This is a genomic window from Hymenobacter sp. UYP22 (assembly GCF_040547285.1).
In the GTDB taxonomy this organism is placed as follows: domain Bacteria; phylum Bacteroidota; class Bacteroidia; order Cytophagales; family Hymenobacteraceae; genus Hymenobacter.
On the sequence record NZ_JBEPPK010000012.1, the window covers coordinates 67,148 to 91,742 of the forward strand.

Below are 24,595 nucleotides of genomic sequence, written 5' to 3' on the forward strand. Positions count from 1 at the left end.
GGCAAGATAACGGGATTTAGCGGCTGAGGTTAGCAAGTAGCTGGGTTGGCCGCTTGCCGCTTACTCCAGGGCCTGCAAGGCCGCGGCTTGCTCGGGCGTATCCACATCCAGGGCACCTGCCGGAAAGGCCACCGATGCTACCTGCGCCGCGTACCGTTTCAGGAGCTGCCCGGCCCCGCCGGCATCGGGCAGCCGGCGGAGCAGCGGCACTGCTGTTGCGGCAAACAGCACGGGTACGCCCTGGGTATCGGCATAGGCGGAAGCCACGATGGGCAGGCCGGTTTGCTCCTGCGTTGCTTGCAGTTCCAGTAGGAGCTGCGGCGTAACCAGCGGCTGGTCGCAGAGCATAACTAGGACGCCGGCGGGCGAAGGAAGCAGCTGATCTAGCAGGTGCAGGCCGGTTTTCAGGGAAGCCCCCATACCCCGCTCCCACTCCGAGCACCGCACTGCCTGCAGCGGCAGCCCCACCAGCTCCGGCAACAACTCCTCGTGCAAGGCGCCGGTCACCACTACCACAGGCGCACCCGCAGCAGCCTGCACAGCCGTTTCGGCGGCGCGGCGCAACAGGCTCTGCCCCAGAAACTGCACCAGCTGCTTGGGCCGGCCAAGGCGGGAGGAGGCACCGGCAGCCAGCAGTAGTACGGCGTTGGACATTGGACTGGCGGGCTACCGGACGGGTAGCTGTCTGGTGGTAAAGTTTGAAGGCTGAAAAAGCAGTAGCGCGAACTTTGTAGTTCGCGTCTCCGCACCGTTATAATAAATCCGACGGCTCGGGGACGCGAACTACAAAGTTCGCGCTACTATGCGCTACTATGTTACTATGCGCTTACTGGCCGATGGCGCACGCCACATCTACGCGGCCTTCGGGCACCAGAGGTGCGGTAGCTTGCAGAGGCGGATGGATGGGGTGTGGGGAGTCGCGCAGGAAGCCGGCGGGGCGGCCGGTGAGTACCGCCTGAATCTCGGCTATTACAGACAGCGCTATTTCCTCGGGAGTTTCGCCGCCTAAGTTGAGGCCAACGGGGCTGTGGATGCGGCCCTGCAAGCGGGCGGCCGCGTCGGGCGTTTCCTGGTGCAGGTCTTCCAGCAGCCGCTCGTACTTTTTGCGGGGGCCCAGCAACCCGATGTAGCGGCTGCTGGCATCGGGTAGCAGGTGGCGCAACACTTCCAGGTCGTAGTAGTAGTTGTGGGTCATCAGCAGGGCGAAGCTGCCGTCGTAAGGCTCCTGGCTCACCTGGGCCAGGGGCAGCACCCGCACAGTGTCGGCCTCAGGGAAGCGGGCGGGCTGGGCCTGGGCCGGACGACCATCCACTACCCGCACCTGCCAGCCAAGGCCGGACGCTAGGCGCACCACGGGTTGCACGTCGTTGCCGGCCCCGTACACCGTGAGGCGCACCGGGGGCCGCAGTATTTCTAAACTCACCCGCACGCTACCGCCGCCCGTAGCTATATGGTGCGTGGCCGGCTGCCGCGCCGCCAGAGCCGCCCGCGCCGCCTGCACCACGCTGGGGTATATATCGGCGCCAGCGGGCAGAGTGCTATCAACGGAGGCATCAGGAAGCAAGGCCAGGCGCTGCCCCACCTGCACCTCCGTTCCGGCGGCCGAAAGGCTGAACACCGTGGCAATAACCGCCGGCTGCGCCAGCCCTGCTGACCAGCAGCGCAACAGCTCCACCGGGTTGTCGGGGTCCTGAAAATCCAGGGGCTCCAGCAGAATCTGCACGATACCCTGGCAGCCCAGCGCGGCCCCAAACTGCAGGTCGTCGTCGGGGTCGGTGGAGTCGTAGGTTACCACCGCGGGGCGGCCCTGCTGAATCACGCGGCGGGCCCGCTGGCGGGCGTCACCTTCCAGGCAGCCCCCACTGATGGCCCCGGTTAGCTGCCCCTCATCGGTGACCAGCATGCGGGCCCCGGGCCGGCGGTAGGCCGAGCCGGCCACATCTACTACCGAGGCTAGGGCACAGGCCCGGCCGGCGGCGCGGTGCGCATCGTAGGCAGTTAGCAGACGTTGTAGTTCAGTCATAGTGTAAGAGGATACGGCAGGAAGACGGCAGTGTTGGCTGAAATGGGCATTCCGAGCAAAGCGACGAATCTGAATTTACCATTCAACGGTTGACCCAGATTCCTCGCTTTGTTCGAAATGATTGATCCGCTACGCCTGCATTACTTTCGTTTCCAGAACTTTGTCGGGGGTGATGGGCAGGCTGCGGATCCGCTTGCCGGTGGCGTGGAATACGGCATTGGCCACGGCAGCGGCAACGCCCACCATCGAAATTTCCCCGATGCCTTTCACGCCCATGGCGTTGATGTATGGGTCTTTTTCGTCGATGAACTCCACCGTCATGTCGGGAATATCGGCGTTGACGGGGATGTGGTAGTCGGCCAGGGAGGCGTTGGTGTAGCGGGCCATATTGGGGTCACGCACGGTTTTCTCCATCAGCGCCGAGCCGATGCCGAAGATGCTGCCCCCGATGATCTGGGAGCGGGCGGTTTTGGCGTTGAGGATGCGGCCGGCCCCGTGCACGCTCACCCAGCGCGTGACGCGCACGGTGCCCAGGTCGGGGTCGACTTTAACCTCGCAAAAGTGGGCCCCAAAGGAGTGCATGGAGTGGTTGCCGGCTTCGTCCTTCTTGGTGGGGTCGGCGTTGGCGGCGGCCTGGGCATCTTCGTAGCCGCTGCCGTAGCGGCCCTGCCCGTTGCCTTCCACGTCGGTCATTTCGGCCCGCTTCATCAGATCGGCAAAGGCCTCCCCTTTCTGCGGGTTCGATTTCAGCTGCAAACGGCCCTGCTTCACCTCCACATCGGCGGCCTTGGCCCGGTACAGCGGCGACTTTTTATCCAGCACCGCCACCTTAATCAGCTTCTGCCACAAGTCCTGGGCCGCCATGTAGATGGATGAGGACACCGTACCTGCCGCCACTGAGCCGCCCGAGTTGGGAGCCGTGGGCAGCTTAGTGTCGCCCAGTTCGAAACGCACTTTCTCCGGGGCTATCCAGAGCGAATCGGCGGCTACCTGCGTCATTACGGTGTAGGTGCCGGTTCCCAGGTCGGTGGCACCGGTTTGTACCAGAGCGTGCCCATCGGCATAGAGCCGCACCCGGGCCGTGCCCTGGTTGTTGTGCACGGGGTAGCTGGCCGTGGCCATACCGTAGCCCACCAGCAGGCGGCCGTCGCGGGTTTGGCCGGCTTTGGGGTTGCGCTTGTTCCAGCCAAACAGCTCAGCGCCGCGCTGGTAGCACTGCTTCAGGCTTTTGCTGCTCCAGGCTTGGCCGGTGCTAGGGTCCTTCTCAGCGTAGTTACGCAAACGAATCTCCAGTGGGTCAAGGCCCAATTGGTAGGCCAGATCATCCATGGAACACTCCAGGGCAAACGAGCCCGGAGCTTCGCCGGGGGCCCGCGTAAACGTGGACGTCATCACATTGGCCCGGGCCAGCTGGTAGGTCGCCTCGAAGTTGGGGCACTCGTAGAGGATATTGATGATTTTGCTGTTGGGCTCGGCGTAGTTGTCCCAGGGCGAGGTAGTAGAGGTTTTCTCGTGAATCAGGGCCGTGAGCTTGCCGTCCCGGGTAGCCCCGATTTTCAGGGTCTGGGTCTGGTCTTCACGGTGGCCCATGCTGGTGAACATCTGGGGGCGCGTGAGGGCCAGCTTTACCGGCCGGCCCACGGCGCGGGCCGCCTGCACCGTCAGCACGGTGTGGGGCCAGCTGGAGCCCTTGCAGCCGAAGCCGCCGCCGAGGTACTTCGTCACCACCCGCACCTGCTCGGCCGATAGTCCCAGCATGGTGCTGAGGGCTTTTTGGGTGCGCGTTACGCCCTGCGTGGCGTCGTACACCGTGAGGCGGTCGGGGGCTTCCCAGTGGGCAGTGGTGGCCCCGGGCTCCATGGGGTTGTGGTGGTTGATGGCGTGGTCGTACTTGTGCGTGAGCTGCACCGGCGCGGCGGCGAAGGCCTGCTGGGGGTTGCCGCGCACGGTGCGGGCCTTGGTCTTGCCATCCTGCACCTTCTCCGGGTCAAACAGTTGGGCCTTTTTGTCCTCGTAGGAAGCAATGGGCGCCTCGGCCGTTACCTGAATCTTCAGCAGAGCTGCCGCGTGCTGGGCGCGCTCCAGCGTATCGGCCACCACCAGGGCCACCGGCTGGCCGGCGTAGTGAATCACGTCCGACGTAAGCGGCAGAAAGCCCATGGGCGCCCCGATGGCCTTTTTGCCCTCGGCATCGTTGGGGGTTTTGGCCAGCTTGGGCAGATTTTGGTGAGTGAGTACGGCCAGCACGCCCGGCTGCTTGAGGGCCAGGCTGGCGTCAATGTTCTGGATGCGCCCCTTCGCCACGTCGCTGGTACGCAGCACGGCGTGGGACAGACCCGGCAGGTTGTTGTACTCGGCGGCGTAGCGGGCTTGCCCGGTTACCTTGGCCCGGCCATCTACCCGGTCCAGCGGCTGACCTACCGACCCGGCTTTGGGGTTGGTTTCGAAGAAGCTTGGTTCTGTAAAATCCATGGTTCGAAAGAGGTCAGGGTTTAGGCTACCTTCAGCAGGGCCTGCACCAGCGTGTTTTGGGCCAGCTCCACCTTGAAGCCGTTATGTTCGCGAGGTTGGGCACCGCGCAACGCAGCCGCGGCGGCGGCCCGGAAAGTAGCTTCCGTGGCCGGCTCCCCCACCAGCGCTTTTTCCGCCTCCGGGCTGCGCCAGGGCTTTGTGCCCACTCCCCCCAAAGCCACGCGGGCCGAGCGAATAGAACCGCCCTGCACATCGAGTCCCACGGCGGCCGAGGCCAGGGCGTAGGCATAGGAGGCCCGCTCTCGTACCTTCAGGTAGGTAGAGCGGCGGGCGTGGTTGGTAGCCGGAATCAGCACCGACACAATCAGCTCGCCGGGCTCCAGCACAGTTTCCTTCTGGGGCGTGGAGCCGGGCAACAGGTAGAAGTCGGTGACGGGCACGCGCCGCTGTTTGCCTTTGGCGTTTTCCAGCGTCAGCACGGCATCCAGGGCCGCCAGGGCCACCGACAAGTCGCCGGGGTAGGCCGTGGCAATGCAGGACTCGGAGGTTCCCAGTATGGCTAGGTTGTGGTTGTCGCCCTGCAGGGCGGGGCAGCCCGAGCCGGGCACGCGCTTGTTGCAGGGAAACGCCGCGTCGCGGAAGTAGCCGCAGCGGGTGCGCTGCAGAATATTGCCCCCGATGCTGGCCATGTTGCGCAGCTGGGGCGAGGCCGCCAGCAGTAAGGACTCGGAAATGGCCGGAAACTGTTCCAGTACCAGCTTATTTTCGCCCACGTCGCTCATGCGCTCCATGGCCCCGATGCGCAGACCGTCCTTGGTCTGCTCGATGCCCTTGAACGGCAGCATATTGATGTCCACCAGCTGCGGATGCTCCTCCAGATTGGCCTTCATCAAATCCAGCAGCGTGGTGCCGCCGGCAATGTAGGCCGCCGCCGGCTGGTCCTTGCGGATGCTGGTGGCTTCTTTGGCCGTACTGGCCTGGGTATAGCTAAAGTTGTTCATCTTCTCAAGAGTGAAATGGTGAAGTTGTGAGCTTGTGAAGGGTGAAGTGGGCGTTTTACTGCGTCAGAACTCTACTTTCGAGAACTCACAACCTCACCATTTCACAACTTCACATCTACCCTTTGCCAGCTACTTCGCGCACGGCGGCCACAATATTGGGGTAGGCCCCGCAACGGCAGAGGTTGCCGCTCATCCACTCCCGGCACTGCTCGTCGGTGGTGGCGTGGCCTTCCTGCACGCAGGCCACCCCGCTCATAATCTGGCCGGGGGTGCAGTAGCCGCACTGGAAACCGTCGTGTTTGATAAAGGCCTCCTGCATGGGGTGCAGGGCGTCGCCTTTGGCCAGGCCCTCAATGGTGGTAATCTGCTTGCCCTGCTGCATGACGGCCAGCGTCAGGCAGCTGTTGATACGCTTGCCATCCACCAGCACGGTGCAGGCCCCGCACTGCCCATGGTCGCAGCCTTTCTTGGTGCCGGTTAAGTCCAGGTACTCGCGCAGGGCATCCAGCAGCGTCACCCGGGGCTCGGCCTGGATAGTGCGGGCGGCCCCGTTGATGTTCAGTTGCAGGGCGCTAACGCCCTCCACGGTTTTGGAGTATGCCGCCAGCCGCTCGGCCTGCGACACGATGGGCGGGGCCAGGGCCAGGCCCAGAATACCGCCCGCCTGCTTCATAAAGGAGCGGCGGGTGCCATCCTCGGGGCGGGGCGCGGGCTGTGGCCCATCCAAGGGTTCAGAAGAAGATGCTGTTGACATAACCGGAAGTTGAAGTAGAAACATGCGCCACCTATCCTTCTCTACTTCAAACAATTAGTTACGGGCAAGCTAACAAGCCTGGGCGAAACCCACCATCCTGGTACAGCAGCTGACAGCAGCGTATATGCCCGGTGTACGGCGGCTTGCCTGCATTGTTGAGGTAGGTACACGCTTTTGCCCGGCCAACCTCTATATAGCTATGCTTGGTAAGGCAATGGCCAGTTTCTGGCCGTCAGCCGGCGCATAGTATGCCACCAGGCAAAAAGGCCAACCGAGCTTTAACCTGAAAAAACTAACAAACATTAGTTTGCGGTAGTTTTCTTCCTACATTCGTACCCGCTATTCGGCTATTCCAGCTGTTCTTGAGCAACCCGAATTTCTTCTTCTGTCATGTTGACCACCCGCAAAACCAACCGTCGGCAGCTTATCCTCGATGAAGCCGCCAAGCTGTTCAAGCAGAAGGGCTTTGGGGGTACTTCCATGCGCGACCTGGCCCGGGAAGTAGGCATGGAGGCGGCCAGCATGTACAATCACATCAAGAGCAAGGACGAAATTCTGGACCTGATCTGTACCCGCATTGCCCACACGTACATTTCCCAGCTAGCCGAAATTGAGCAGACCGATGCCAGCTACGCCGACAAGGTAAAAGCCCTGATCCGGCTGCACATCCGGCTGATGATTGAGGACGGTGCGGCCGTATCCGTAGCCAACCATGACTGGAAATACCTGCCCGAACCCCAGCTTACCGCGTTCAAAGACGCCCGCAAAAACTACGAAAAAGGCTTTGCGGCCCTCATTGAGCAGGGCATTGCGGCCGGCGAGTTCCAGCCCGTGAATGTATCGGTGGCCCTGTTTACCATTCTCTCGGCAGTGCGCTGGGTGGAGCTGTGGTACCGCCCCGGCCGGGAGCTGTCGGCCGAAGAACTCGAAGACCACATCATCACCATGCTCCTCACTGGCCTGGCAAAATAAAGCTATTATCTGCTGGCTATTAGCTGTTTGCTTATTTATCTGACAGCTAATAGCCAATAGCGCAATAAAAATGAGTCGTTTTCACACCGTACGAGTTAAGAGCATTACCCGCGAAACGCCGGACTGCGTGAGCGTGGCCCTGGATGTGCCCGCCGAGCTGCGGGAAACGTTCCGCTTTACCCAAGGCCAGTACCTCACCTTCCGCCGCCACCTAAACGGGGAGGAAGTGCGCCGCTCCTACTCCATTTGCAGCAGCCCTTTGGATAATGAGTGGCGCGTGGCCATCAAGCAGGTGCCTGAGGGCCGGTTTTCCACCCACGCCGTGCAGCAGCTGCGCGTGGGCGAGGAACTGGAGGTGATGCCACCGATGGGCCACTTTACCACCGAGCTGCACGCCGATAATCAGAAGCTATACGTGGCCTTTGCGGCCGGCTCGGGCATTACGCCGGTGATGTCCATCGTGAAAACCATTCTGCTCACCGAGCCCGGCAGCCAGGTGTACCTGGTGTACGGCAACCGGGGCCGCAACTCCATCATCTTCAAGGAGCAGATTGAGGCCTTGAAAAACCGCTTTGTGGACCGCCTGAGCGTGTACCACATTTTGAGCCGGGAGCATGGGGAGGCCGATTTGTTTTTCGGCCGCATCGACAAGCAGAAGGCCCAGCAGTTTCTGCAGAAAATCATTCCGCCCCAGGAAATTGACGAGGCTTTCATCTGCGGACCCGAGGAAATGATTCTGGGCGTGAAGGAAGCCTTGACGGAAGCCGGCGTGGCCCCTGAGAAGGTGCACTTCGAAATGTTTACCTCGGCCGAAGGGGCCAAGCGCAAAGCCGAGCGCCAAGCCCAGCGCCCCACCGGCCAGGACGACAAGCAGAGCGTGGTTACCGTGCAGCTGGAAGGCACCAAGTACCCGCTGCCCATGTCGTACTACGGCGACACCATTCTGGATGCCCTGCTGGAGCGCGGCGTGGATGCCCCCTACTCCTGCAAAAACGGCATGTGCAGCACCTGCCGCTGCCGCGTAACGGAAGGCACCGTGGAAATGGATGTGAACTACTCTCTCTCCGAAACGGAAATATCCAAAGGCTACGTGCTCAGCTGCCAGGCCCGCCCCACTTCCGAGAAGGTTTCAGTGGATTTCGACCAGTAAGCCATTCACGCTGTCATTTCGAGCGAAGCCAGAAACCTAGGTTTGAAAGCTGAGATACCCAGATTTCTCGCTTCACTCGAAATGACAACAAACTTTTCTCTACATTTAACTAACGATTGTTAGTTACTCTTTGTTGAAGAAGCATGGAAACGCTAGAACTCACCCAGGAAGAACAGTTTCAGGCCCGTATCGACGAGGACATCCGCATTGAACCCAAGGATTGGATGCCGGAAGCCTACCGCAAAACCCTGATCCGGCAGATTTCGCAGCACGCGCACTCTGAGTTGGTTGGGATGCTGCCCGAGGGCAACTGGATTACCCGTGCCCCTTCGCTCAAGCGTAAGTCGATTCTGCTGGCCAAGGTGCAGGATGAAGCCGGCCACGGCCTCTACCTCTACTCCGCTGCCGAAACCCTGGGAGCCTCGCGCGACCAGATGCTGGCCGACCTGCACTCGGGCAAAGCCAAGTACAGCAGCATCTTCAACTATCCCACCCTGAGTTGGGCCGATATGGGCACCATTGGCTGGCTGGTGGATGGCGCGGCTATTCTAAACCAGGTGCCGCTGTGCCGCACCAGCTACGGCCCCTACGCCCGCGCCATGGTGCGCGTGTGCAAAGAGGAAAGCTTCCACCAGCGCCAGGGATTCGAAATTATGCAGACCCTGTGCGAGGGTGCGCCCGAGCAGAAGGCCATGGCCCAGGAAGCCCTCAACCGCTGGTGGTGGCCCACGCTGATGATGTTCGGCCCGAAAGACGCCGACTCGCCCAATACCGAGCAGAGCATGAAGTGGCGCATCAAGCGCTTCACCAACGACGAGCTGCGCCAGAAATTCGTGGACATGATGGTGCCCCAGGCCGAGTTTCTGGGCCTCACCGTGCCCGATGACAAGCTGCAGTGGAACGAAGCCAAACAGGGCTACGACTTCGGCGACGTGGACTGGGCCGAGTTTTGGGACGTGGTAAAAGGCAACGGCCCCTGCTCCCGGGAGCGGGTGCAGGCCCGCGTTGATGCCTGGGAACAAGGTGCCTGGGTGCGCGAAGCCGCCCTGGCCCACGCCGAGAAGCGCAAGCAGCGCGCCGAAGCCGCAACTGCTTAGATATCAATTAACAAAGGAAGTGTCATTCCGAGCGCAGCCGGGGAATCACGCGTGCTGACGTTGCAGTGATAATCTGAATTCCTAACGAGCAAGATTCCTCGGCTGCGCTCGGAATGACTTTTTCTAAGAACCTAAATAGTATGTCTCAGAAAGAATGGCCGCTGTGGGAAGTTTTTATCCGCAGCAAGCAGGGTCTCGACCATAAGCACGTGGGCAGCCTGCACGCCGCCGACGCCGAAATGGCCATCCAGAACGCCCGCGACGTGTACACCCGCCGCCTGGAGGGCGTGAGCATCTGGGTGGTGGAAAGCAAGCACGTGCACGCCTCCAACCCCGACGACTCCGTCGCCTTCTACGAGCCGGCCAACGACAAAATCTACCGTCACCCCACGTTCTACACGGTGCCGGACTCTATCAAGCACATGTAACCGGCGGGCCGCTATGCAAGACACCCACACCATTGTAGTGCCCGACGTAACTTCCGAGCTGCGCCAGCAACTGTTTGAGTACGTGCTACAGCTGGCCGATACCAGCCTCATCCTGGCTCACCGCCTGAGCGAATGGTGCGGGCACGGCCCCATTCTGGAGCAGGATCTGGCCATGGCCAACATTTCCCTCGACCTGCTAGGCGAGGCGCGCAGCTACTACCAGTACGCCGCCGAGCTGGAAGGCCGGGGCCGCACCGAGGACGACCTGGCCTACCTGCGCAATGCGGTGGAATACCGCAACGTGCTGCTGGCCGAACAGCCCAACGGTGACTTCGCCCACACCATTGTGCGGCAGTTTATCTACGACGCGTTCCACTACCACCTACTGCTCCACCTGCAAACCGGCCCCGACAGGCAGCTGGCCGCTATTGCCGAGAAATCGGTAAAGGAGGCGGCCTATCACGTGAAGTGGAGCGCCGAGTGGGTTATCCGGCTAGGGGATGGTACCGAGGAAAGCCGCCGCCGCGTGGAAGCGGCTATCAACTCCCTCTGGCGCTATTCGGGCGAGCTGACCACACCTTCCGCCACCGAGCAGGCCCTGCAGGCGGCCGGTTTCCTGCCCGATTACGCCGCCATTCAAGAGCAGATTAACCAGCACGTGGAGCGGGTATTTGCCGAGGCTACGCTGCCGGTACCGCAGGGTGTGTTCATGCAGAAAGGTGGCAAAATCGGCCGCCACTCCGAGCATCTCGGCTACCTGCTGGCGGAACTACAGTACCTGCAACGCACTTACCCCGGCTTGCAATGGTAGAGCACGCAACGGCACCCACCGAGGAGCGCATCTGGCAGCTGCTGGAAGAAGTTTCTGACCCCGAGGTGCCGGTGCTCAGCATTCTGGACCTGGGCATTGTGCGCGGGGTAGAACTGCGCGGCGACGAAGTGCATGTGACCATCACGCCCACCTACTCGGGCTGCCCGGCCATGAACACCATTGCCACTGATATCCGGCTGCGGCTGCTGGCCGAGGGCATTACTAAGCTGCACATCTACAACCAGCTCAGCCCCGCCTGGACGACGGCCTGGATGTCGGAGGCGGGGAAGCAGAAACTGGAAGCCTATGGCATTGCCCCGCCCCAGGATGCTACTGGCCACGTGCTCAACCTATTTGGCCAGGAACCCGTGCTGCGCTGCCCCCACTGCAAGTCCACCAATACCCGGCTCATCAGTCAGTTCGGCTCTACGGCCTGCAAAGCGCATTATCAGTGTAATGATTGCTTAGAGCCCTTCGACTACTTCAAATGCCACTGACCTCACCCCCTAGCCCCCTCTCCTCGGGGAGAGGGGGAACTAGTTTCTAGTGATTCTTAACCCTAATTCCACTCGCCTCCAAGCCAACTCTACTTTCTAGGAATCTAAAAGCTAGAGCTAGTCCCCCCTCTCCCCGAGGAGAGGGGGCTAGGGGGTGAGGTCCCACCCACATGACCGACTCTCTCCATTTCTCCCTCGATGGCGGCGTAGCGACCATCCGCTTCAACCGGCCGCAGGTATTCAACAGCGTTAATAAAGAGGTGGCGCTGGCCCTGCAGCAGCATTTGCGCGAGTGTCAGCAGAACTCCGAGGTACGCGCTGTGCTGCTCACCGGCACCGGCAAAGCCTTCTGCGCTGGTCAGGACTTGGCGGAAATTACTGGCCCCAATGCCCCCGAGGTGGCCGACATTGTGGAGAAGCACTACAACCCGATTGTGGAGTTGATTCGGGCACTGGATAAGCCGGTGGTAGCGGCCGTGAATGGCGTGGCTGCCGGCGCGGGCGCCAACCTGGCCCTGGCCTGTGATGTGGTGGTGGCCAAGGAGTCGGCCTCGTTTATTCAGGCGTTCAGCAAAATTGGGCTGATTCCGGACAGTGCCGGCACCTACTTCCTGCCCCGGCTTATCGGGATGCAGCGCGCCTCGGCCTTAATGATGACCGGCGACAAGGTATCGGCTCAGGAGGCCGTGCAGATGGGCATGATCTACAAAACCTTCCCCGACGACACCTTCGAGCAGGAGGCCGGCGCCCTGGTCCGCAAGCTGGCCGCCATGCCCACCAAGGGCCTGGCCTACACCAAACAGCTACTCAATCAGAGCTTCGGCAATGACCTCACCCGCCAGCTGCGCGCCGAGGGCGACTACCAGCTCCGCGCCGGCAGCACCGCCGACTACAAAGAAGGCGTAGCCGCTTTCCTGGAAAAACGCCAGCCCACGTTCACGGGGAATTAGGTTGGTTTTTGGTTGGTGGTTACTGGTTTTTGGCTGTTGTAGCTAAAACTGTGTGCCTCTTTCCAAAACCAAAAACCAATAACTATCAACCAAAAACCAATGATAACCATCGGAATTATTGGCAGCGGGGCCATGGGGGCGGGTATTGCGCAGGTGGTGGCCCAGGCCGGGCACCCGGTGCGCCTGCTCGACCAGAACACGGCCGCCCTGGACCGGGCCGTGGCCGGCATCCGCGGCGGGCTGCAGAAGCTGGCGGAGAAAGGCAAGCTTACCCCGGAAGCGGCCGAAGCGGCCGCCGCCCGCGTGCAGCTCACCACCGAACTCGGCCAGTTTGCCGACTGCGGATTGGTGCTGGAAGCCATTGTGGAAGACTTGGGCGTGAAGCAGCAGCTGTTTCGTGAAGTGGAGCTGGTAGTGTCGGCCGACTGTGTACTGGCGTCCAACACGTCGTCGCTGTCCATTGCCAGCATTGCGGCGGCCTGCCAGCGGCCCGAGCGGTTTATCGGCATCCACTTCTTCAACCCCGCCCCGCTGATGCAACTGGTGGAGGTGATTCCGGCGGTGCAAACGCGCGCCGGGTTGGCCGAGGAAATCCGCCAATTGGTGCAGAGCTGGGGCAAGCTGCCGGTGCTGTGCAAGGACACGCCGGGCTTCATTGTGAACCGCATAGCGCGACCCTTCTACGGCGAGGCCATCCGGCTGCTGGAAGAAGGCGTGGCCGACGCCGCCACCATCGACTGGGCCCTCACCGAGCTGGGCGGCTTCCGCATGGGGCCGTTTCAGTTGATGGATTTCATCGGGCATGACGTAAACTACCGCGTCACGGAGTCGGTGTTTACTTCGTTCTTCTTCGACCCGCGCTACAAGCCCAGCTTCACCCAGAAGCGCCTGTTTGAGGCCGGCTACTACGGCCGCAAATCGGGCCGCGGCTTTTACGATTACCGGGACGGGGCCACCTTGCCCGAGCCTACCCGCGACGAGGCGCTGGGCCGCCGCATTGTGCAGCGCGTGCTGGCCATGCTCATCAACGAAGCCGCCGACGCTCTGCACCTGCGCGTAGCCTCGGCCCCCGACCTGGAGCTGGCCATGACCAAAGGCGTGAACTACCCCAAGGGCCTGCTGCAGTGGGCCGATGAGCTGGGTCCCGCCACCGTGCTGGCCACCCTCGACGACCTGTACGAGGAATACCACGAGGACCGGTACCGCGCCAGCCCGCTGCTGCGCCGCCTGGTGAAAGCCCATCAACCATTCCTGCAGCATGAGCCAGCCGACGCCCGCTGAGCTGGTGGCCCGCGCCGAGGCCGTAAAAAACCGCATGCTGGAGCACGACGCCTTTAGCCACTGGCTGGGGCTGGAGGTGACGGACATGGCCCCCGGCTACTGCCGCCTGCAGTTTCGGGTACGGCCCGAGATGCTTAACGGCTTCGGCATTCTGCACGGGGGCGTGGCCTTTGCCGCCGCCGACTCGGCCTTTGCCTTCGCCTGCAACAGCCACGGCCGCCAGAGCGTGGCCCTGAGCGTCACCATCGACTACCTGGAGCCCGGCCGCCCTGATGACCTAATTACTGTGGAAGCCCGCGAGGAAAGCCTCCGCCACAAAGTGGGCGTGTATCAGCTGCGTCTCACCAACCAGCATGGCACCCTTCTGGCCCTGTTCAAAGGCACCGCCTACCGCACCAGTACGGTTATCGAAGCTGTTAGCTGATGGCTATTAGCTGTTAGCCTCTTAAGCTGAATAATTCCTGTTCCTCCTACCCTAAGCTAATAGCCAACAGCTATTAGCTACTAGCTAAACAAAATGACCACTCTCGAAAACTACACCCAGGGCCGCTGGCACGCCGGCTCCGGCGACCAGCAGGAACTTTACGACGCCTCCACCGGCGAAGTCATTGCGCTGGCCCACCCCGAGGGCTACGACTTTGCTTCCATCCTCGAGTACGGCCGCCGCGTGGGCAACCCCGCGCTGCGCAAGCTCACCTTCCACGAGCGGGGCCGTATGCTCAAGGCCTTGGCGTTTTACCTGCAGGAGCGCAAAGAGCAGTTCTACGAGCTGAGCTACCGCAGCGGCGCCACCCGCGCTGATTCCTGGATTGACATTGAGGGCGGCATCGGCAACCTGTTTGCCAACGCCTCGCTGCGCCGCAAATTCCCCGACAAGCCGTTCTACGTGGAGGGCGAGCCGGTGGGCCTGAGCAAGGGCGGCACCTTCATGGCCCAGCACCTGCTGGTGCCCCGCGAGGGCGTGGCCGTGCACATCAATGCCTACAACTTCCCCATTTGGGGGATGCTGGAGAAAATTGCGGTGAACCTGCTGGCCGGCATGCCCGCCGTGGTGAAGCCCGCCGTGCCCACCGCCTACCTCACCGAGGCTGTGGTGCGCGAAATCATCAAATCCGGCATTCTGCCCGAAGGTGCGCTGCAGCTGGTAGTAGGCTCCGGCCAGGGTATTCTCGACCACGTGACGTACCAAGACGTGGTGACCTTCACCGGCTCGGCCGCCACCGGCCGCAAGCTGCGCGCCCACCCGCGCATCGTGGAAGAGGCCGTGCCCTTCACCATGGAGGCCGACTCGCTGAACGCCGCCGTGCTGGGCCTGGACGCCAAGCCGGGCACCCCGGAGTTCGACCTGTTTGTGAAGGAAGTGCGCAAGGAAATGACGGCCAAGTGCGGGCAGAAGTGCACCGCCATCCGCCGCATCATCGTGCCCGAAAACCTGCTGGAAGACGTGCAGATTGCCCTCGGCAAGGCCCTGAGCCAAACCACCGTGGGGCACCCGCTAGCCGAGGGCGTGCGCATGGGCGCGCTGGCCGGGCGCGAGCAGGCCGCCATCCTGCGCGACAAAGTGCGCCGCCTGGCCGAGCGCACCCCCATCGTGTACGGCGACCTGGACAACGTGAACATCCTGGGCCAGGAGCGCGGGGCCGATGCAGCCAAGGGCGCTTTCATCTCCCCCATTCTGCTGCTGAACGAGCGGCCCTTTGAGCACCTCGACTCGCACGAGGTGGAAGCCTTCGGGCCGGTGGCCACCCTGATGCCTTATAAGGACACCGCCGAAGCCGTGCGCCTAACCAATCTGGGCCGCGGTTCCCTGGTAACCAGCATTGCCACCAACAGCGCCGAGGTAGCCCAGGAGTTTGTGCTGGGCGCGGCTACGCACCACGGCCGCATTCTGGTGCTCAACGAGGAAATGGCCAAGGAAAGCACCGGGCACGGCTCCCCCCTGCCCCAGCTCATCCATGGTGGCCCCGGCCGCGCGGGCGGCGGGCAGGAAATGGGCGGCATCCGCGGGGTGGAGCACTTCATGCAGCGCGTGGCTTTGCAAGGCTCACCCAGCATGATTACGGCCATCACCCAAGTGTATCAGCCTAAGGCCAAGCAAATTGAGAAGGACAAGCACCCCTTCCAGCATTACTTTGAGGAGCTGGAAATCGGGCAGGCGTACGTGACGCACAAACACACCGTCACGGAAGCCGACATTACCAACTTCGCGCAGGTGTCAGGCGACAATTTCTACGCCCACGTGGACGAAACCTCGCTGGAGGGCACCCTCTTTACCGGTCGCGTGGCCCACGGCTACTACATCCTGAGCAAGGCCGCCGGCATGTTCGTGGACCCGCGCAAGGGCCCGGTGCTGCTCAACTATGGCCTCGATGAGTGCCGCTTCACCAAGCCCGTGTACCCCGGCACCACCATCGGCGTCACGCTCACGGTGAAGGAGAAAATTGGCCAGGAGAAGCGCGACGAAACTGACGTAGCCAAGGGCATCGTGCGCTGGCTGGTAGAAGTAACCGACCAAACCGACGAAACCGTAGCCGTAGCCACCATCCTCACGATGGTGAAAAAGAAGAATCAGGAGTAGATTTCCCCTCTAGAACGTCATGCTGAGCTTGCCGAAGCATCTCTACCGCTTCCTCAGATAGCCTGCAACGAAGCATTAGAGATGCTTCGGCAAGCTCAGCATGACGTCCTTTCGAGACCTAAGACACCCATCCCACCCATGAACGATATTCTCACCGCCGGTAAGGTGGAAACTTCCACCGACGCCCAGGGCGTGGCTACCATCAGCTTCTTCCACCCTAGCCATAACTCCCTGCCTGGCGTCTTGCTCACGGAACTGGCTGAAACCATTACCCGCGTAGGCCAGGAGGCCGCCACCAAAGTAATCATCCTGCGCAGTGAGGGCGAAAAGACCTTCTGCGCTGGGGCCAGCTTCGATGAGCTGATGGCTGTTGAAGATGAATCCCAAGGCCTAGCATTCTTTTCCGGCTTCGCCAAGGTGATTAATGCCTGCCGCACCTCTCCAAGAATCATTATCGGGCGGGTGCAGGGTAAGGCCATTGGCGGCGGCGTAGGCGTGGCCGCCGCCACCGATTATTGTTTTGCTACCAGCCAAGCCAGCGTGAAGCTCAGTGAGTTGGTGGTGGGCATCGGGCCGTTTGTGGTGGGGCCGGTGGTGGAGCGCAAAATCGGGACGGCCGCCTACGGGCAGTTGGCCCTGGATGCTGGCGAGTTCCGTAGTGCCGCCTGGGCTCAGGAAAAAGGCCTGTATGCCACCGTTGTCGACTCCATTGCCGACCTGGATGCGGCCGTGGCCGCCTTTGCAGCCAAGCTGGCTGCCTACAACCCCGAAGCCCTGACCGAACTGAAACAAGTCCTCTGGGCCGGCACCGGGCACTGGGATACCCTGCTCACGGAGCGCGCCGCCATCAGTGGCCGCCTGGTGCTGTCAGATTTCACGCGCCAGGCTATCCGCAAGTTCAAGGCCAGTTAGGTCCGATCCGACAGTGCCTAACGTGCAAAAAGCCCGGTTCTCTCCCCAAGAGGTACCGGGCTTTTTGCACGTTAGGCATCCCGCCCCCTTCGCAGCTGCACTCGAAAATATAGCGGTTGGTAATCGGGGCGAAGCAGCTGCCGAGCGGTAAATTTGATTTTCCATCAGGGTATACTAATGCGGTGCTGAGGACTCACCACAGATCCGGGCCTTGCCTGCTACTGCTTATGAACAAGTGTGTACGCATTGCGACTGTGCTCCGTGCAATGATTGCGGCGGACGACGCACAACTTTGTGAGCTACCCGTTGGTTGATTGAAACCAGTCTTATTACCCTTTTCTGGGCAGCTCTGCAACGGCCGCGCTTCCAAGGAAAAGTACGCGTGAAACCGGCAGGATTCCCGTCCTAAACGTACGCTTTTGGGTTAGCTCCTTCCCTCGCACTCTTTACTTTTCTTTTCTATGGCCACCAACCCCGAGCCGGACGTACCGGCCAACCACAACGAGAACCGGCGCACATTCCTCAAACAATCGTCCTTGCTCACGGCCATGGCTTTGGTACCCGGCCCGGTGGTATCGGCGGCGGAGGCCAAGCTAGATGAGCGGGTAGCCGAGTCCATTGAGAAAATTCCGCTGAGCCTGAAAGTCAATGGCAAGAAGCTGAAGCTGAAAGTGGAGCCCCGCACCACCCTGCTGGATTTGCTGCGCGAAAACCTGAACCTGACGGGCACCAAAAAAGGCTGCGACTATGGCCAGTGCGGGGCCTGCACCGTGCACGTAGACGGCCAGCGCGTGAATAGTTGCCTGAGCTTCGCCGTGATGCACGAGGGCCAGGAAATCACCACCATTGAGGGCCTGGCCGACGGCGACAAGCTGCACCCCATGCAGGAGGCCTTTGTGAAGCACGACGGGTTCCAGTGCGGCTACTGCACCCCCGGCCAGATTATGTCGGCCGTGGCCTGCGTACGGGAGGGCCACGCCGGCTCGGAAGGTGAAATCCGGGAGTATATGAGCGGCAACATCTGCCGCTGCGGGGCCTACACCAACATTGTGGCCGCTATTCAGGACGTGAAGCAAGGAGGGCAAAAGGTATGAACCAGTTTCAGTACGTGCGCGCTACCAAGCCGCAGGCCGCCATTGACATCGTGGCCAAGGACGCCAATGCCCGCTTCATTGCCGGCGGCACCAACCTCGTGGATTTGATGAAGCGCGGCGTGATGACCCCGCAAAAACTGGTGGACATCAACCGCCTGGATTTCCGCAAAATTGAGCGGCAAAACAACGGGTTGCGCATTGGGGCGCTGGCCCTGAACTCCACCGTAGCCGACGACAAGCAGGTGCGGGAACGGCACCCGCTGCTGGCGCTAGCCCTCAACGCCGGCGCTTCGCCCCAACTGCGCAACATGGCTACGGTGGGCGGCAACATGCTCCAGCGCACCCGCTGCGCCTATTTCTACGATGTGACCATGCCCTGCAACAAGCGCCAGCCCGGCTCCGGCTGCGGGGCGTTGGAGGGCGTGAACCGCATGCACGCCATCTTCGGATTCTCGGATAAGTGCATTGCCGTGCACCCTTCGGATATGAGCGTGGCCTTGGTAGCCTTGGATGCCACCGTACAAGTAAGCGGCCCGAAAGGCAACCGAAGCATCCCCTTCGCCGATTTCCACCGCCTGCCCGGCGACACGCCCGAGAAGGACACCAACCTAGAGCCCGGCGAGCTGATAACCGCCGTAGACGTGCCCGACAGCCCGTTCACCAAGCACGTGCATTACCAGAAAGTGCGCGAGCGGGCCAGCTACGCCTTCGCCTTGCTCTCAGTAGCCGCGGCCCTGGACATCGACAACGGCACCATTAAAGCGGCGCGGCTGGCTATGGGCGGCGTGGCGCACAAGCCCTGGCGCCTCACGGCCGCCGAGCAAGCCCTAGTAGGCAAACCCGCCACCGAGGAAACCTTCCTGCAGGCGGCTACCGTGGCCATGCAGGGTGCTAAAGCCTTTAAGCACAACGAATACAAACTGCGCCTGGGTCCCAATGCCATTGTGCAGGCCCTGAAAACGGCCGCTGCGGCCTAACTCCACCAACGATGAACGCACCAGAAAAGAAAATCGGCGCGCCCATGAACCGGGTGGACGGCCGCCAAAAGGTAACCGGCGCGGCTAAGTACTCAGCCGAGTACGAACTGCCCAACATGGCGTACGCCGTGCTAGTGGGCAGCACCATAACCAGAGGCCGCCTCAGCAGCATCGACACGAAAGCCGCCGAGCGGGCCCCGGGCGTGCTGGCTGTTATTACCCACCTCAACGCGCCCAAGGCTCCCGGTGTCAAGCCCGCGGGCAAGGACCCCTCACAGCCGCAAACGGTGGGCAGTGCCTTGCAGGTGCTTATGGACGATAAAATCCGCTTCAACGACCAGCCCATTGCCGTGGTGGTAGCCGATACGCTGGAACGGGCCCGTTTTGCGGCCCGGCTGGTGAAGGCCCAGTATGCCCCGGAAAAGCACCAAACCAACCTGGAGGCCAACAAAGCCAACGCCTTTCTGCCCACCCAGGCCAAGAAAAATCCCAAGTCGGGGGCGGCGGACTACCAGCGTGGGCAGGTGGACGCCTACAAAACCGGCGCCATCAAGCTGGAAAGCGAGTACGTAATTCCGACGGAGGTGCACCACCCCATGGAGTTGCAAGCCATTACGGCCCACTGGGAAGCCCCCGACCGCCTCACGCTCTACGACAAAACCCAGGGCACCATGGCCACCCGCCGCGACTTCGCCCGGCAGTGGGGTTTGCCCGAAGCCAACGTGAAAGTAATTGCCACCTACGTAGGCGGGGCCTTCGGCAACGCCCTGCACAGCTGGCCCCACGAGTCGGCGGCCATAATTGCCGCCAAGGTGGTGAACCGCCCCGTGAAGCTGATGCTCACCCGCGAGCAGATGTTTACGATGGTGGGTTACCGGCCGCATACCTGGCAGAAAATCGGGATGAGTGCCACTTCCGACGGCAAAATTACGGCCATTACCCACGAAAGCATCGGCCAGACTTCCACTTATGAGGAATTTGTGGAAGCCACGCTGGGCCAGACCAAGATGATGTACCAGTCGCCGAACATGACCACTCGCTACCGGCTGGCGGCCCTGGACGTGGGCTCCCCCATCTGGATGCGCGGGCCCGGCGAGGCTACCGGCGCGTTTGCCCTGGAGTCGGCTATGGATGAAATGGCCTTTTTGCTGAATATCGACCCGCTGGAGTTCCGCCTGCGCAACTACACCGACCAAGACCCCGAGAAAAACCAGCCCTGGAGCAGCAAGTTCCTCAAGGAATGTTACCAAGCCGGAGCCGAGCGGGTGGGCTGGAACAAGCGCCAGCTCAAGCCCGGTACCCTGCGCGACGGAGAGTGGCTCATCGGGTACGGCATGGGCGTAGGCACCTTCGGGGCGCACCGGGGCTCCTCTAAAGCCAGCGCCCAGCTGTTGCCCAACGGCACCGTGCTGCTGCAAAGCGCCGTCACGGATATTGGCCCCGGTACCGGCACGGCCATGACCCAGATTGCCGCCGATACCCTAGGCCTAGCTCCCGAGAAAATCCGCTTCGAGTGGGGTAGCTCTGACTTTGCCCAGGCTCCAACTCAAGGCGGCTCGGCCATTGTAAATACCGTGGGGCCGGCCGTGCAGGAAGCCTGCCTGGCCCTGAAAGACAAGCTGCGCGAGCTGGCTGCCACCAGCAACCCAGCCTTTGCCTCGGCTAAAAAAGAAGACGTAATCTTTGCCGATAACTATCTAACCTTAACCGGCAACTCCAGCGCCCGCGCCCCCTACGCCGACCTGGTGAAGCAGACGGGCGGCACGGCCGTGACCGTGGAATCCAAGCCCAGCGGCGAAGGGCCGAAGGTGTCGATGTACTCGTTTTCAGTGCATTTTGCCGAGGTGCGGGTGCATGAGCTGACCGGCGAGGTGCGGGTGAGTAAGCTGGTTTCCTGCGCCGATGCGGGCACCATCGTGAACGAGAAAACCGCTGGCAACCAGATGAAAGGCGGCGCCGTGGGCGGCATTGGCATGGCCCTGATGGAGCACGCCATCATCGACGACCGGTTCGGCCGCTACGTCACCAAGGACCTGGCCGACTACCATGTGCCCGTACACGCTGATTCCCCAGCCGTGGAGGTGTTTTTTGTGAACAAGCCTGACCCCTACGTGAACAAGCTCGGCACCAAAGGCATCGGTGAAATTGCCACCATTGGCGTAGCCCCGGCCATTGCCAACGCCGTGTTCAACGCCACCGGCAAGCGAGTGCGTGAGCTGCCCATTACGCCGGATAAGCTGGTGTGAACAGCAAGTGAAATAAACGGTCATGCAGAGGCGCCGCCGAAGCATCTCGCGTGCTGATGTTGCAGCTCTATTTCCAGCATCAGCACGCGAGATGCTTCGGCGGCGCCTCTGCATGACGTTTTTTGCCATGTGCTCAGCGTGGCGGCTTCTGTGTGAAACAGGGCTGTGGCGCAGCTGGCGCGGACTCTTTAACTTGCCGCCCCACCCAATTATCTGCCTGTGTCTGCTGTCGAAAACCGCCCCCAAACTTCCATTCTCATCATTTACACCGGCGGCACCGTCGGGATGGCCTACAACAAGCGCGGCGAACTGGTGCCGATGAACTTCGAGCAAATTCGGAAGAAGATGCCGGAGCTACGCCAACTGAATATGCAGGTGGACGTTACCAACCTCGGCGACCCTATCGACTCCAGCAACGTAACGGCCCAGGATTGGCTACGGCTGGCGGCGCTTATCGAGAAGAGATACGCGCAGTATGATGGGTTTGTGGTGCTGCACGGCACCGACACCATGGCCTACTCGGCGGCGGCGCTCAGCTTCCTGCTCGAAAACTTAAGCAAAACGGTGGTGTTTACCGGGGCCCAGGTGCCCGTGGGCCGTATCCGCACCGATGCGCGCCGCAACCTAGTAACGGCCCTGGAAATGGCCGCCGCCCGCCACCCTGAGGCCGGCACCGTACGGGTGCCCGAGGTGTGCTTGTTCTTCAACGACCAGCTCATCCGTGGCAACCGGGCCAAAAAGGTAGAGAGTCAGCAGTACAACGCCTTCCGCAGCGAAAACTACCTGCCCCTGGCCGAAGCGGGCATTGAGTTGGAATTCAACGATAAACAAATCCGGCCACTCCCGGCCGCCCCGCTCATTGCCCACCAGCAGCTCGAAGAAAATGTGGCCATCATCCACCTGTTTCCGGGCCTGACGGAGCGCATGCTGCGCGCCCAGCTGGAAGCCCCCGGCCTGCGTGGGGCCGTGTTGCTCACCTACGGGGCCGGCAACGCGCCCACCGCTTCCTGGTTTTTGGGGGCCCTGCGCGCCGCCACCGAGCGGGGCGTGCTGCTCCTGAATGTGAGCCAGTGCGAGGAAGGCCGCGTGATGCAGGGCCGCTACGAAACCAGTGCCTACCTCACCGAAATGGGCGTAATCGGTGGGGCCGATATTACCGTGGAAGCCGCCATTACCAAACTCATGTTCGTGCTGGCTCTCAACAAGAAACCCGACCACCTGCGCCACCTGCTCACCCAGGACTTGCGCGGCGAAATCACAATAATATAAGCAAAGGGCCGCCCCCGGCTTGCGTATCCCGAAAATCGGGTGTTATTTTGCGCCACCTAACCGCATCCCCGATGCACACCCAGAGAGGTGTCCGAGTGGTTGAAGGAGCACGCCTGGAAAGTGTGTATGGGTCTAAAGCTCATCGTGGGTTCGAATCCCATCCTCTCTGCATAAAAGCCCGTTTGCAAGCTGCAAACGGGCTTTTTGTTTGCCTCCCGGGCCGCAGCCGGGCCTAATTCGCCTTATAAAATTGCACGTACCAAGGTTGCAACCTGGAATTATAGCGGATCGACGCGGCGCTTTCTCCGTTTAAGGGTCCTATGAAACGACCCCACGTAATCTGCCACATGATGTCCACCGTGGACGGCAAAATTCTGGCCGCCAACTGGCAGGATAAAACGCTTACCAAAACCTACTCCGGCTACTTCGAGAAGTACCACGAAACCTTCACTAGCCAAGCCTGGATGTGCGGGCGCATCACCATGGAGCGCGACTTCTCAGACGGCGTGCAGCCCGATTTGCAGCCCGCTCCTCATGCCATTGCCCGGGAGTCCTTTATCGGTGACTCCAGGGCCACTTCCTTCGCCGTGGCCGTGGATGCGCACGGCAAGTTGGGCTGGAACAGCAACGCCACCGGCGGCGACCATATCGTGGAGGTGCTCACCGAGCAGGTAAGCGACGAGTATCTGTATTATCTGCAAGGCCAGCGCATTTCCTACTTGTTTGCGGGCGAGAAAGAAGTGGATTTTGCCTCGGCACTAGAACAACTGGCCGCGCTATTTCCCATTGAAACGCTCATGCTGGAAGGCGGCGGCCACCTGAACGGCTCCCTGCTCAACGCCGGCCTGATTGACGAGCTCAGCTTGCTGGTGCTGCCCATAGCCGACGGCACGCCTCACTCGCCTACTACGTTTGAAGTGAGCGACTACCTACAAATGGGCCCGGCCACGCGCCTTTACCTGAACCAGGTGCAGCAACTCGATAATGATGTGGTTTGGCTGAAATATCGCTTTTCGGCAGCTTAGCCATTGGTTTTATTAAAACCGTCATTCCGAGCAACGCGAGGAATCTGGGCCAACCCACTAAATGGGAAACTCAGATTCCTCGCGTTGCTCGGAATGACAGTTTAGAATAGCGGCGGCTGGTGCCAATGAAGACCTGTGCGGCCGGGTGCGCCAGCCCTGCTCTGCGGATTACTTCTTGAGCCGCGCCACCTCCCCGAACAACTTTAGGGTGTTGCGGGTGGTGGCCTGGGCTACTTCGGCCCCGGTTACGCCCAGAATTTCGGCTACGCGGTAAGCTACCAGCGGAATGTAGGCGGGCTCGTTGCGCTTGCCCCGGTGGGGTACGGGAGCCAGGTAGGGCGCGTCGGTTTCCAGCAGCAGGTGCTCCAGGCTCAGGCCGGGCAGCACTTTGTCGAGGCCGCCGTTTTTGAAGGTGGCTACTCCCCCAATGCCTAGCTTGAAACCCAGACGGATAACTTCCTCGGCCTCTTCCCTAGTGCCCGAGAAGCAATGAAACACCCCGCGCAGGGAGCCATCCTGGGCGGCCGTGATGATGTCGGCGGCTTCGCGGAAGGCCTCGCGGGTGTGTAGCACCAGGGGCAGGTCGTGTTTTTTGGCCAGAGCTACCTGAATACGTAAAGCCTCCTGCTGCTCGGCCAGCATGGTTTTATCCCAGTACAGATCAATGCCACACTCCCCCACCGCCGCAAAGGGCCGCTGGTTGAGCCAGGTCTCTACTTCGTACAGCTCCTTCTCAAACTGCCGGGTAACGTGGCAGGGATGCAGGCCCATCTGGGCGAAGCACTGGTTGGGGTAACGGGCCTCCACTTCCAGCATGGCATCAATGCTGGCGTGGTCGATGTTGGGCATGAAGATGGTTTCCACCCCGGCCTCAAAGGCGCGGAGTAGCATCTCGTCCTGGTCGGGCTTGAATTGCTCGGAGTAAACGTGCGCGTGCGAATCAGAAAACTGCATACCGCAAAGGTAGCGGGGTAGTGAAGTTGTGAAAGGTGAAGTTGTGAAATGATGGAGCCGTGAGGAAGTGAAGCTGTGAAAAGGAGAGTAGGTGTAAAACCTGT

General features: G+C 61.4%; 22 protein-coding genes and 1 tRNA gene. 17 read left to right on the forward strand and 6 right to left on the reverse strand.

Annotated features, from left to right (window positions below; genetic code table 11):
- Window positions 1-60: 60 nt before the first annotated feature.
- The 5 genes from ABIB60_RS16905 to ABIB60_RS16925 form a co-directional block, all read right to left on the reverse strand.
- A complete protein-coding gene (locus tag ABIB60_RS16905) occupies window positions 61-654 on the reverse strand; it encodes a nucleotidyltransferase family protein (protein ID WP_354581573.1) in 594 nt (197 codons plus the stop codon).
- A gap of 172 nt (window positions 655-826) precedes the next feature.
- A complete protein-coding gene (locus ABIB60_RS16910; protein ID WP_354581574.1) occupies window positions 827-2,023 on the reverse strand; it encodes an XdhC family protein in 1,197 nt (398 codons plus the stop codon).
- Window positions 2,024-2,152: 129 nt separating this feature from the next.
- A complete protein-coding gene (locus tag ABIB60_RS16915) occupies window positions 2,153-4,495 on the reverse strand; it encodes a xanthine dehydrogenase family protein molybdopterin-binding subunit (RefSeq protein WP_354581575.1) in 2,343 nt (780 codons plus the stop codon).
- Between the two features lie 20 nt (window positions 4,496-4,515).
- The gene (locus ABIB60_RS16920; RefSeq protein WP_354581577.1) at window positions 4,516-5,496 is read right to left on the reverse strand and encodes an FAD binding domain-containing protein; all 981 of its coding nucleotides are present in this window, start codon (window positions 5,494-5,496) and stop codon (window positions 4,516-4,518) included.
- Window positions 5,497-5,611: 115 nt separating this feature from the next.
- On the reverse strand, window positions 5,612-6,250 hold the full coding sequence (locus tag ABIB60_RS16925; protein ID WP_354581579.1) for a (2Fe-2S)-binding protein: 639 nt from the start codon (window positions 6,248-6,250) through the stop codon (window positions 5,612-5,614).
- A 390-nt stretch (window positions 6,251-6,640) separates the two neighbouring features.
- On the opposite strand from ABIB60_RS16925, the gene ABIB60_RS16930 reads away from it, so the two are divergent.
- The 17 genes from ABIB60_RS16930 (at window position 6,641) to ABIB60_RS17010 (ending at window position 23,537) form a co-directional block, all read left to right on the forward strand.
- The gene (locus tag ABIB60_RS16930; RefSeq protein WP_354581581.1) at window positions 6,641-7,222 is read left to right on the forward strand and encodes a TetR/AcrR family transcriptional regulator; all 582 of its coding nucleotides are present in this window, start codon (window positions 6,641-6,643) and stop codon (window positions 7,220-7,222) included.
- 70 nt (window positions 7,223-7,292) lie between these two features.
- Window positions 7,293-8,372, forward strand: coding sequence for a 1,2-phenylacetyl-CoA epoxidase subunit PaaE (gene paaE, locus ABIB60_RS16935; RefSeq protein WP_354581583.1), 1,080 nt, complete (start codon window positions 7,293-7,295; stop codon window positions 8,370-8,372).
- A 143-nt stretch (window positions 8,373-8,515) separates the two neighbouring features.
- Entirely contained in the window at window positions 8,516-9,469 is a 954-nt protein-coding gene (gene paaA, locus ABIB60_RS16940; RefSeq protein ID WP_354581585.1) for a 1,2-phenylacetyl-CoA epoxidase subunit PaaA, read from the forward strand.
- A 140-nt stretch (window positions 9,470-9,609) separates the two neighbouring features.
- On the forward strand, window positions 9,610-9,897 hold the full coding sequence (paaB, locus tag ABIB60_RS16945) for a 1,2-phenylacetyl-CoA epoxidase subunit PaaB (RefSeq protein ID WP_354581586.1): 288 nt from the start codon (window positions 9,610-9,612) through the stop codon (window positions 9,895-9,897).
- A 13-nt stretch (window positions 9,898-9,910) separates the two neighbouring features.
- The gene (gene paaC, locus ABIB60_RS16950; RefSeq protein WP_354581588.1) at window positions 9,911-10,708 is read left to right on the forward strand and encodes a 1,2-phenylacetyl-CoA epoxidase subunit PaaC; all 798 of its coding nucleotides are present in this window, start codon (window positions 9,911-9,913) and stop codon (window positions 10,706-10,708) included.
- On the forward strand, window positions 10,702-11,205 hold the full coding sequence (gene paaD, locus ABIB60_RS16955) for a 1,2-phenylacetyl-CoA epoxidase subunit PaaD (protein WP_354581590.1): 504 nt from the start codon (window positions 10,702-10,704) through the stop codon (window positions 11,203-11,205). Before paaC ends, paaD begins: the two co-directional genes overlap by 7 nt.
- A gap of 170 nt (window positions 11,206-11,375) precedes the next feature.
- Window positions 11,376-12,155, forward strand: a complete 780-nt coding sequence (locus ABIB60_RS16960; protein WP_354581592.1) for an enoyl-CoA hydratase-related protein — start codon at window positions 11,376-11,378, stop codon at window positions 12,153-12,155.
- 99 nt (window positions 12,156-12,254) lie between these two features.
- Window positions 12,255-13,436, forward strand: coding sequence for a 3-hydroxyacyl-CoA dehydrogenase NAD-binding domain-containing protein (locus ABIB60_RS16965; RefSeq protein ID WP_354581594.1), 1,182 nt, complete (start codon window positions 12,255-12,257; stop codon window positions 13,434-13,436).
- Entirely contained in the window at window positions 13,414-13,860 is a 447-nt protein-coding gene (gene paaI, locus ABIB60_RS16970; protein ID WP_354581596.1) for a hydroxyphenylacetyl-CoA thioesterase PaaI, read from the forward strand. The genes ABIB60_RS16965 and paaI overlap by 23 nt, the downstream gene beginning before the upstream one ends.
- Window positions 13,861-13,953: 93 nt before the next feature.
- Complete coding sequence (gene paaZ / locus ABIB60_RS16975; RefSeq protein ID WP_354581597.1) at window positions 13,954-16,014, forward strand: phenylacetic acid degradation bifunctional protein PaaZ; 2,061 nt, start codon at window positions 13,954-13,956, stop codon at window positions 16,012-16,014.
- Between the two features lie 138 nt (window positions 16,015-16,152).
- Window positions 16,153-16,926, forward strand: coding sequence for an enoyl-CoA hydratase/isomerase family protein (locus tag ABIB60_RS16980; RefSeq protein ID WP_354581599.1), 774 nt, complete (start codon window positions 16,153-16,155; stop codon window positions 16,924-16,926).
- Window positions 16,927-17,387: 461 nt separating this feature from the next.
- Window positions 17,388-18,020: a (2Fe-2S)-binding protein gene (locus ABIB60_RS16985; RefSeq protein ID WP_354581600.1), complete on the forward strand. Its 633-nt coding sequence runs from the start codon at window positions 17,388-17,390 to the stop codon at window positions 18,018-18,020.
- Window positions 18,017-18,997: an FAD binding domain-containing protein gene (locus ABIB60_RS16990; RefSeq protein ID WP_354581602.1), complete on the forward strand. Its 981-nt coding sequence runs from the start codon at window positions 18,017-18,019 to the stop codon at window positions 18,995-18,997. The genes ABIB60_RS16985 and ABIB60_RS16990 overlap by 4 nt, the downstream gene beginning before the upstream one ends.
- 11 nt (window positions 18,998-19,008) lie before the next feature.
- Window positions 19,009-21,243, forward strand: coding sequence for a xanthine dehydrogenase family protein molybdopterin-binding subunit (locus tag ABIB60_RS16995; protein ID WP_354581604.1), 2,235 nt, complete (start codon window positions 19,009-19,011; stop codon window positions 21,241-21,243).
- Between the two features lie 219 nt (window positions 21,244-21,462).
- Window positions 21,463-22,512 (forward strand): asparaginase, encoded by a 1,050-nt coding sequence (locus ABIB60_RS17000; protein ID WP_354581605.1) that lies wholly within the window; start codon window positions 21,463-21,465, stop codon window positions 22,510-22,512.
- Window positions 22,513-22,593: 81 nt separating this feature from the next.
- Window positions 22,594-22,681, forward strand: a tRNA-Ser gene (locus tag ABIB60_RS17005).
- Between the two features lie 151 nt (window positions 22,682-22,832).
- Window positions 22,833-23,537, forward strand: coding sequence for a RibD family protein (locus tag ABIB60_RS17010; RefSeq protein WP_354581607.1), 705 nt, complete (start codon window positions 22,833-22,835; stop codon window positions 23,535-23,537).
- A gap of 168 nt (window positions 23,538-23,705) precedes the next feature.
- On the opposite strand, the gene ABIB60_RS17015 is transcribed toward ABIB60_RS17010, so the two are convergent.
- Window positions 23,706-24,491, reverse strand: coding sequence for a TatD family hydrolase (locus tag ABIB60_RS17015; protein WP_354581608.1), 786 nt, complete (start codon window positions 24,489-24,491; stop codon window positions 23,706-23,708).
- Between the last annotated feature and the right edge of the window lie 104 nt (window positions 24,492-24,595).

Excerpts from the sequence above, each read along its gene's own strand:
- ABIB60_RS16905 (WP_354581573.1), bottom strand. The coding sequence starts at position 654 with ATGTCCAACGCCGTACTACTGCTGGCTGCCGGTGCCTCCTCCCGCCTT.
- ABIB60_RS16910 (WP_354581574.1), bottom strand. The coding sequence starts at position 2,023 with ATGACTGAACTACAACGTCTGCTAACTGCCTACGATGCGCACCGCGCC.
- ABIB60_RS16915 (WP_354581575.1), bottom strand. The coding sequence starts at position 4,495 with ATGGATTTTACAGAACCAAGCTTCTTCGAAACCAACCCCAAAGCCGGG.
- ABIB60_RS16920 (WP_354581577.1), bottom strand. The coding sequence starts at position 5,496 with ATGAACAACTTTAGCTATACCCAGGCCAGTACGGCCAAAGAAGCCACC.
- ABIB60_RS16925 (WP_354581579.1), bottom strand. The coding sequence starts at position 6,250 with ATGTCAACAGCATCTTCTTCTGAACCCTTGGATGGGCCACAGCCCGCG.
- ABIB60_RS16930 (WP_354581581.1), top strand. The coding sequence starts at position 6,641 with ATGTTGACCACCCGCAAAACCAACCGTCGGCAGCTTATCCTCGATGAA.
- paaE (WP_354581583.1), top strand. The coding sequence starts at position 7,293 with ATGAGTCGTTTTCACACCGTACGAGTTAAGAGCATTACCCGCGAAACG.
- paaA (WP_354581585.1), top strand. The coding sequence starts at position 8,516 with ATGGAAACGCTAGAACTCACCCAGGAAGAACAGTTTCAGGCCCGTATC.
- paaB (WP_354581586.1), top strand. The coding sequence starts at position 9,610 with ATGTCTCAGAAAGAATGGCCGCTGTGGGAAGTTTTTATCCGCAGCAAG.
- paaC (WP_354581588.1), top strand. The coding sequence starts at position 9,911 with ATGCAAGACACCCACACCATTGTAGTGCCCGACGTAACTTCCGAGCTG.
- paaD (WP_354581590.1), top strand. The coding sequence starts at position 10,702 with ATGGTAGAGCACGCAACGGCACCCACCGAGGAGCGCATCTGGCAGCTG.
- ABIB60_RS16960 (WP_354581592.1), top strand. The coding sequence starts at position 11,376 with ATGACCGACTCTCTCCATTTCTCCCTCGATGGCGGCGTAGCGACCATC.
- ABIB60_RS16965 (WP_354581594.1), top strand. The coding sequence starts at position 12,255 with ATGATAACCATCGGAATTATTGGCAGCGGGGCCATGGGGGCGGGTATT.
- paaI (WP_354581596.1), top strand. The coding sequence starts at position 13,414 with ATGAGCCAGCCGACGCCCGCTGAGCTGGTGGCCCGCGCCGAGGCCGTA.
- paaZ (WP_354581597.1), top strand. The coding sequence starts at position 13,954 with ATGACCACTCTCGAAAACTACACCCAGGGCCGCTGGCACGCCGGCTCC.
- ABIB60_RS16980 (WP_354581599.1), top strand. The coding sequence starts at position 16,153 with ATGAACGATATTCTCACCGCCGGTAAGGTGGAAACTTCCACCGACGCC.
- ABIB60_RS16985 (WP_354581600.1), top strand. The coding sequence starts at position 17,388 with ATGGCCACCAACCCCGAGCCGGACGTACCGGCCAACCACAACGAGAAC.
- ABIB60_RS16990 (WP_354581602.1), top strand. The coding sequence starts at position 18,017 with ATGAACCAGTTTCAGTACGTGCGCGCTACCAAGCCGCAGGCCGCCATT.
- ABIB60_RS16995 (WP_354581604.1), top strand. The coding sequence starts at position 19,009 with ATGAACGCACCAGAAAAGAAAATCGGCGCGCCCATGAACCGGGTGGAC.
- ABIB60_RS17010 (WP_354581607.1), top strand. The coding sequence starts at position 22,833 with ATGAAACGACCCCACGTAATCTGCCACATGATGTCCACCGTGGACGGC.
- ABIB60_RS17015 (WP_354581608.1), bottom strand. The coding sequence starts at position 24,491 with ATGCAGTTTTCTGATTCGCACGCGCACGTTTACTCCGAGCAATTCAAG.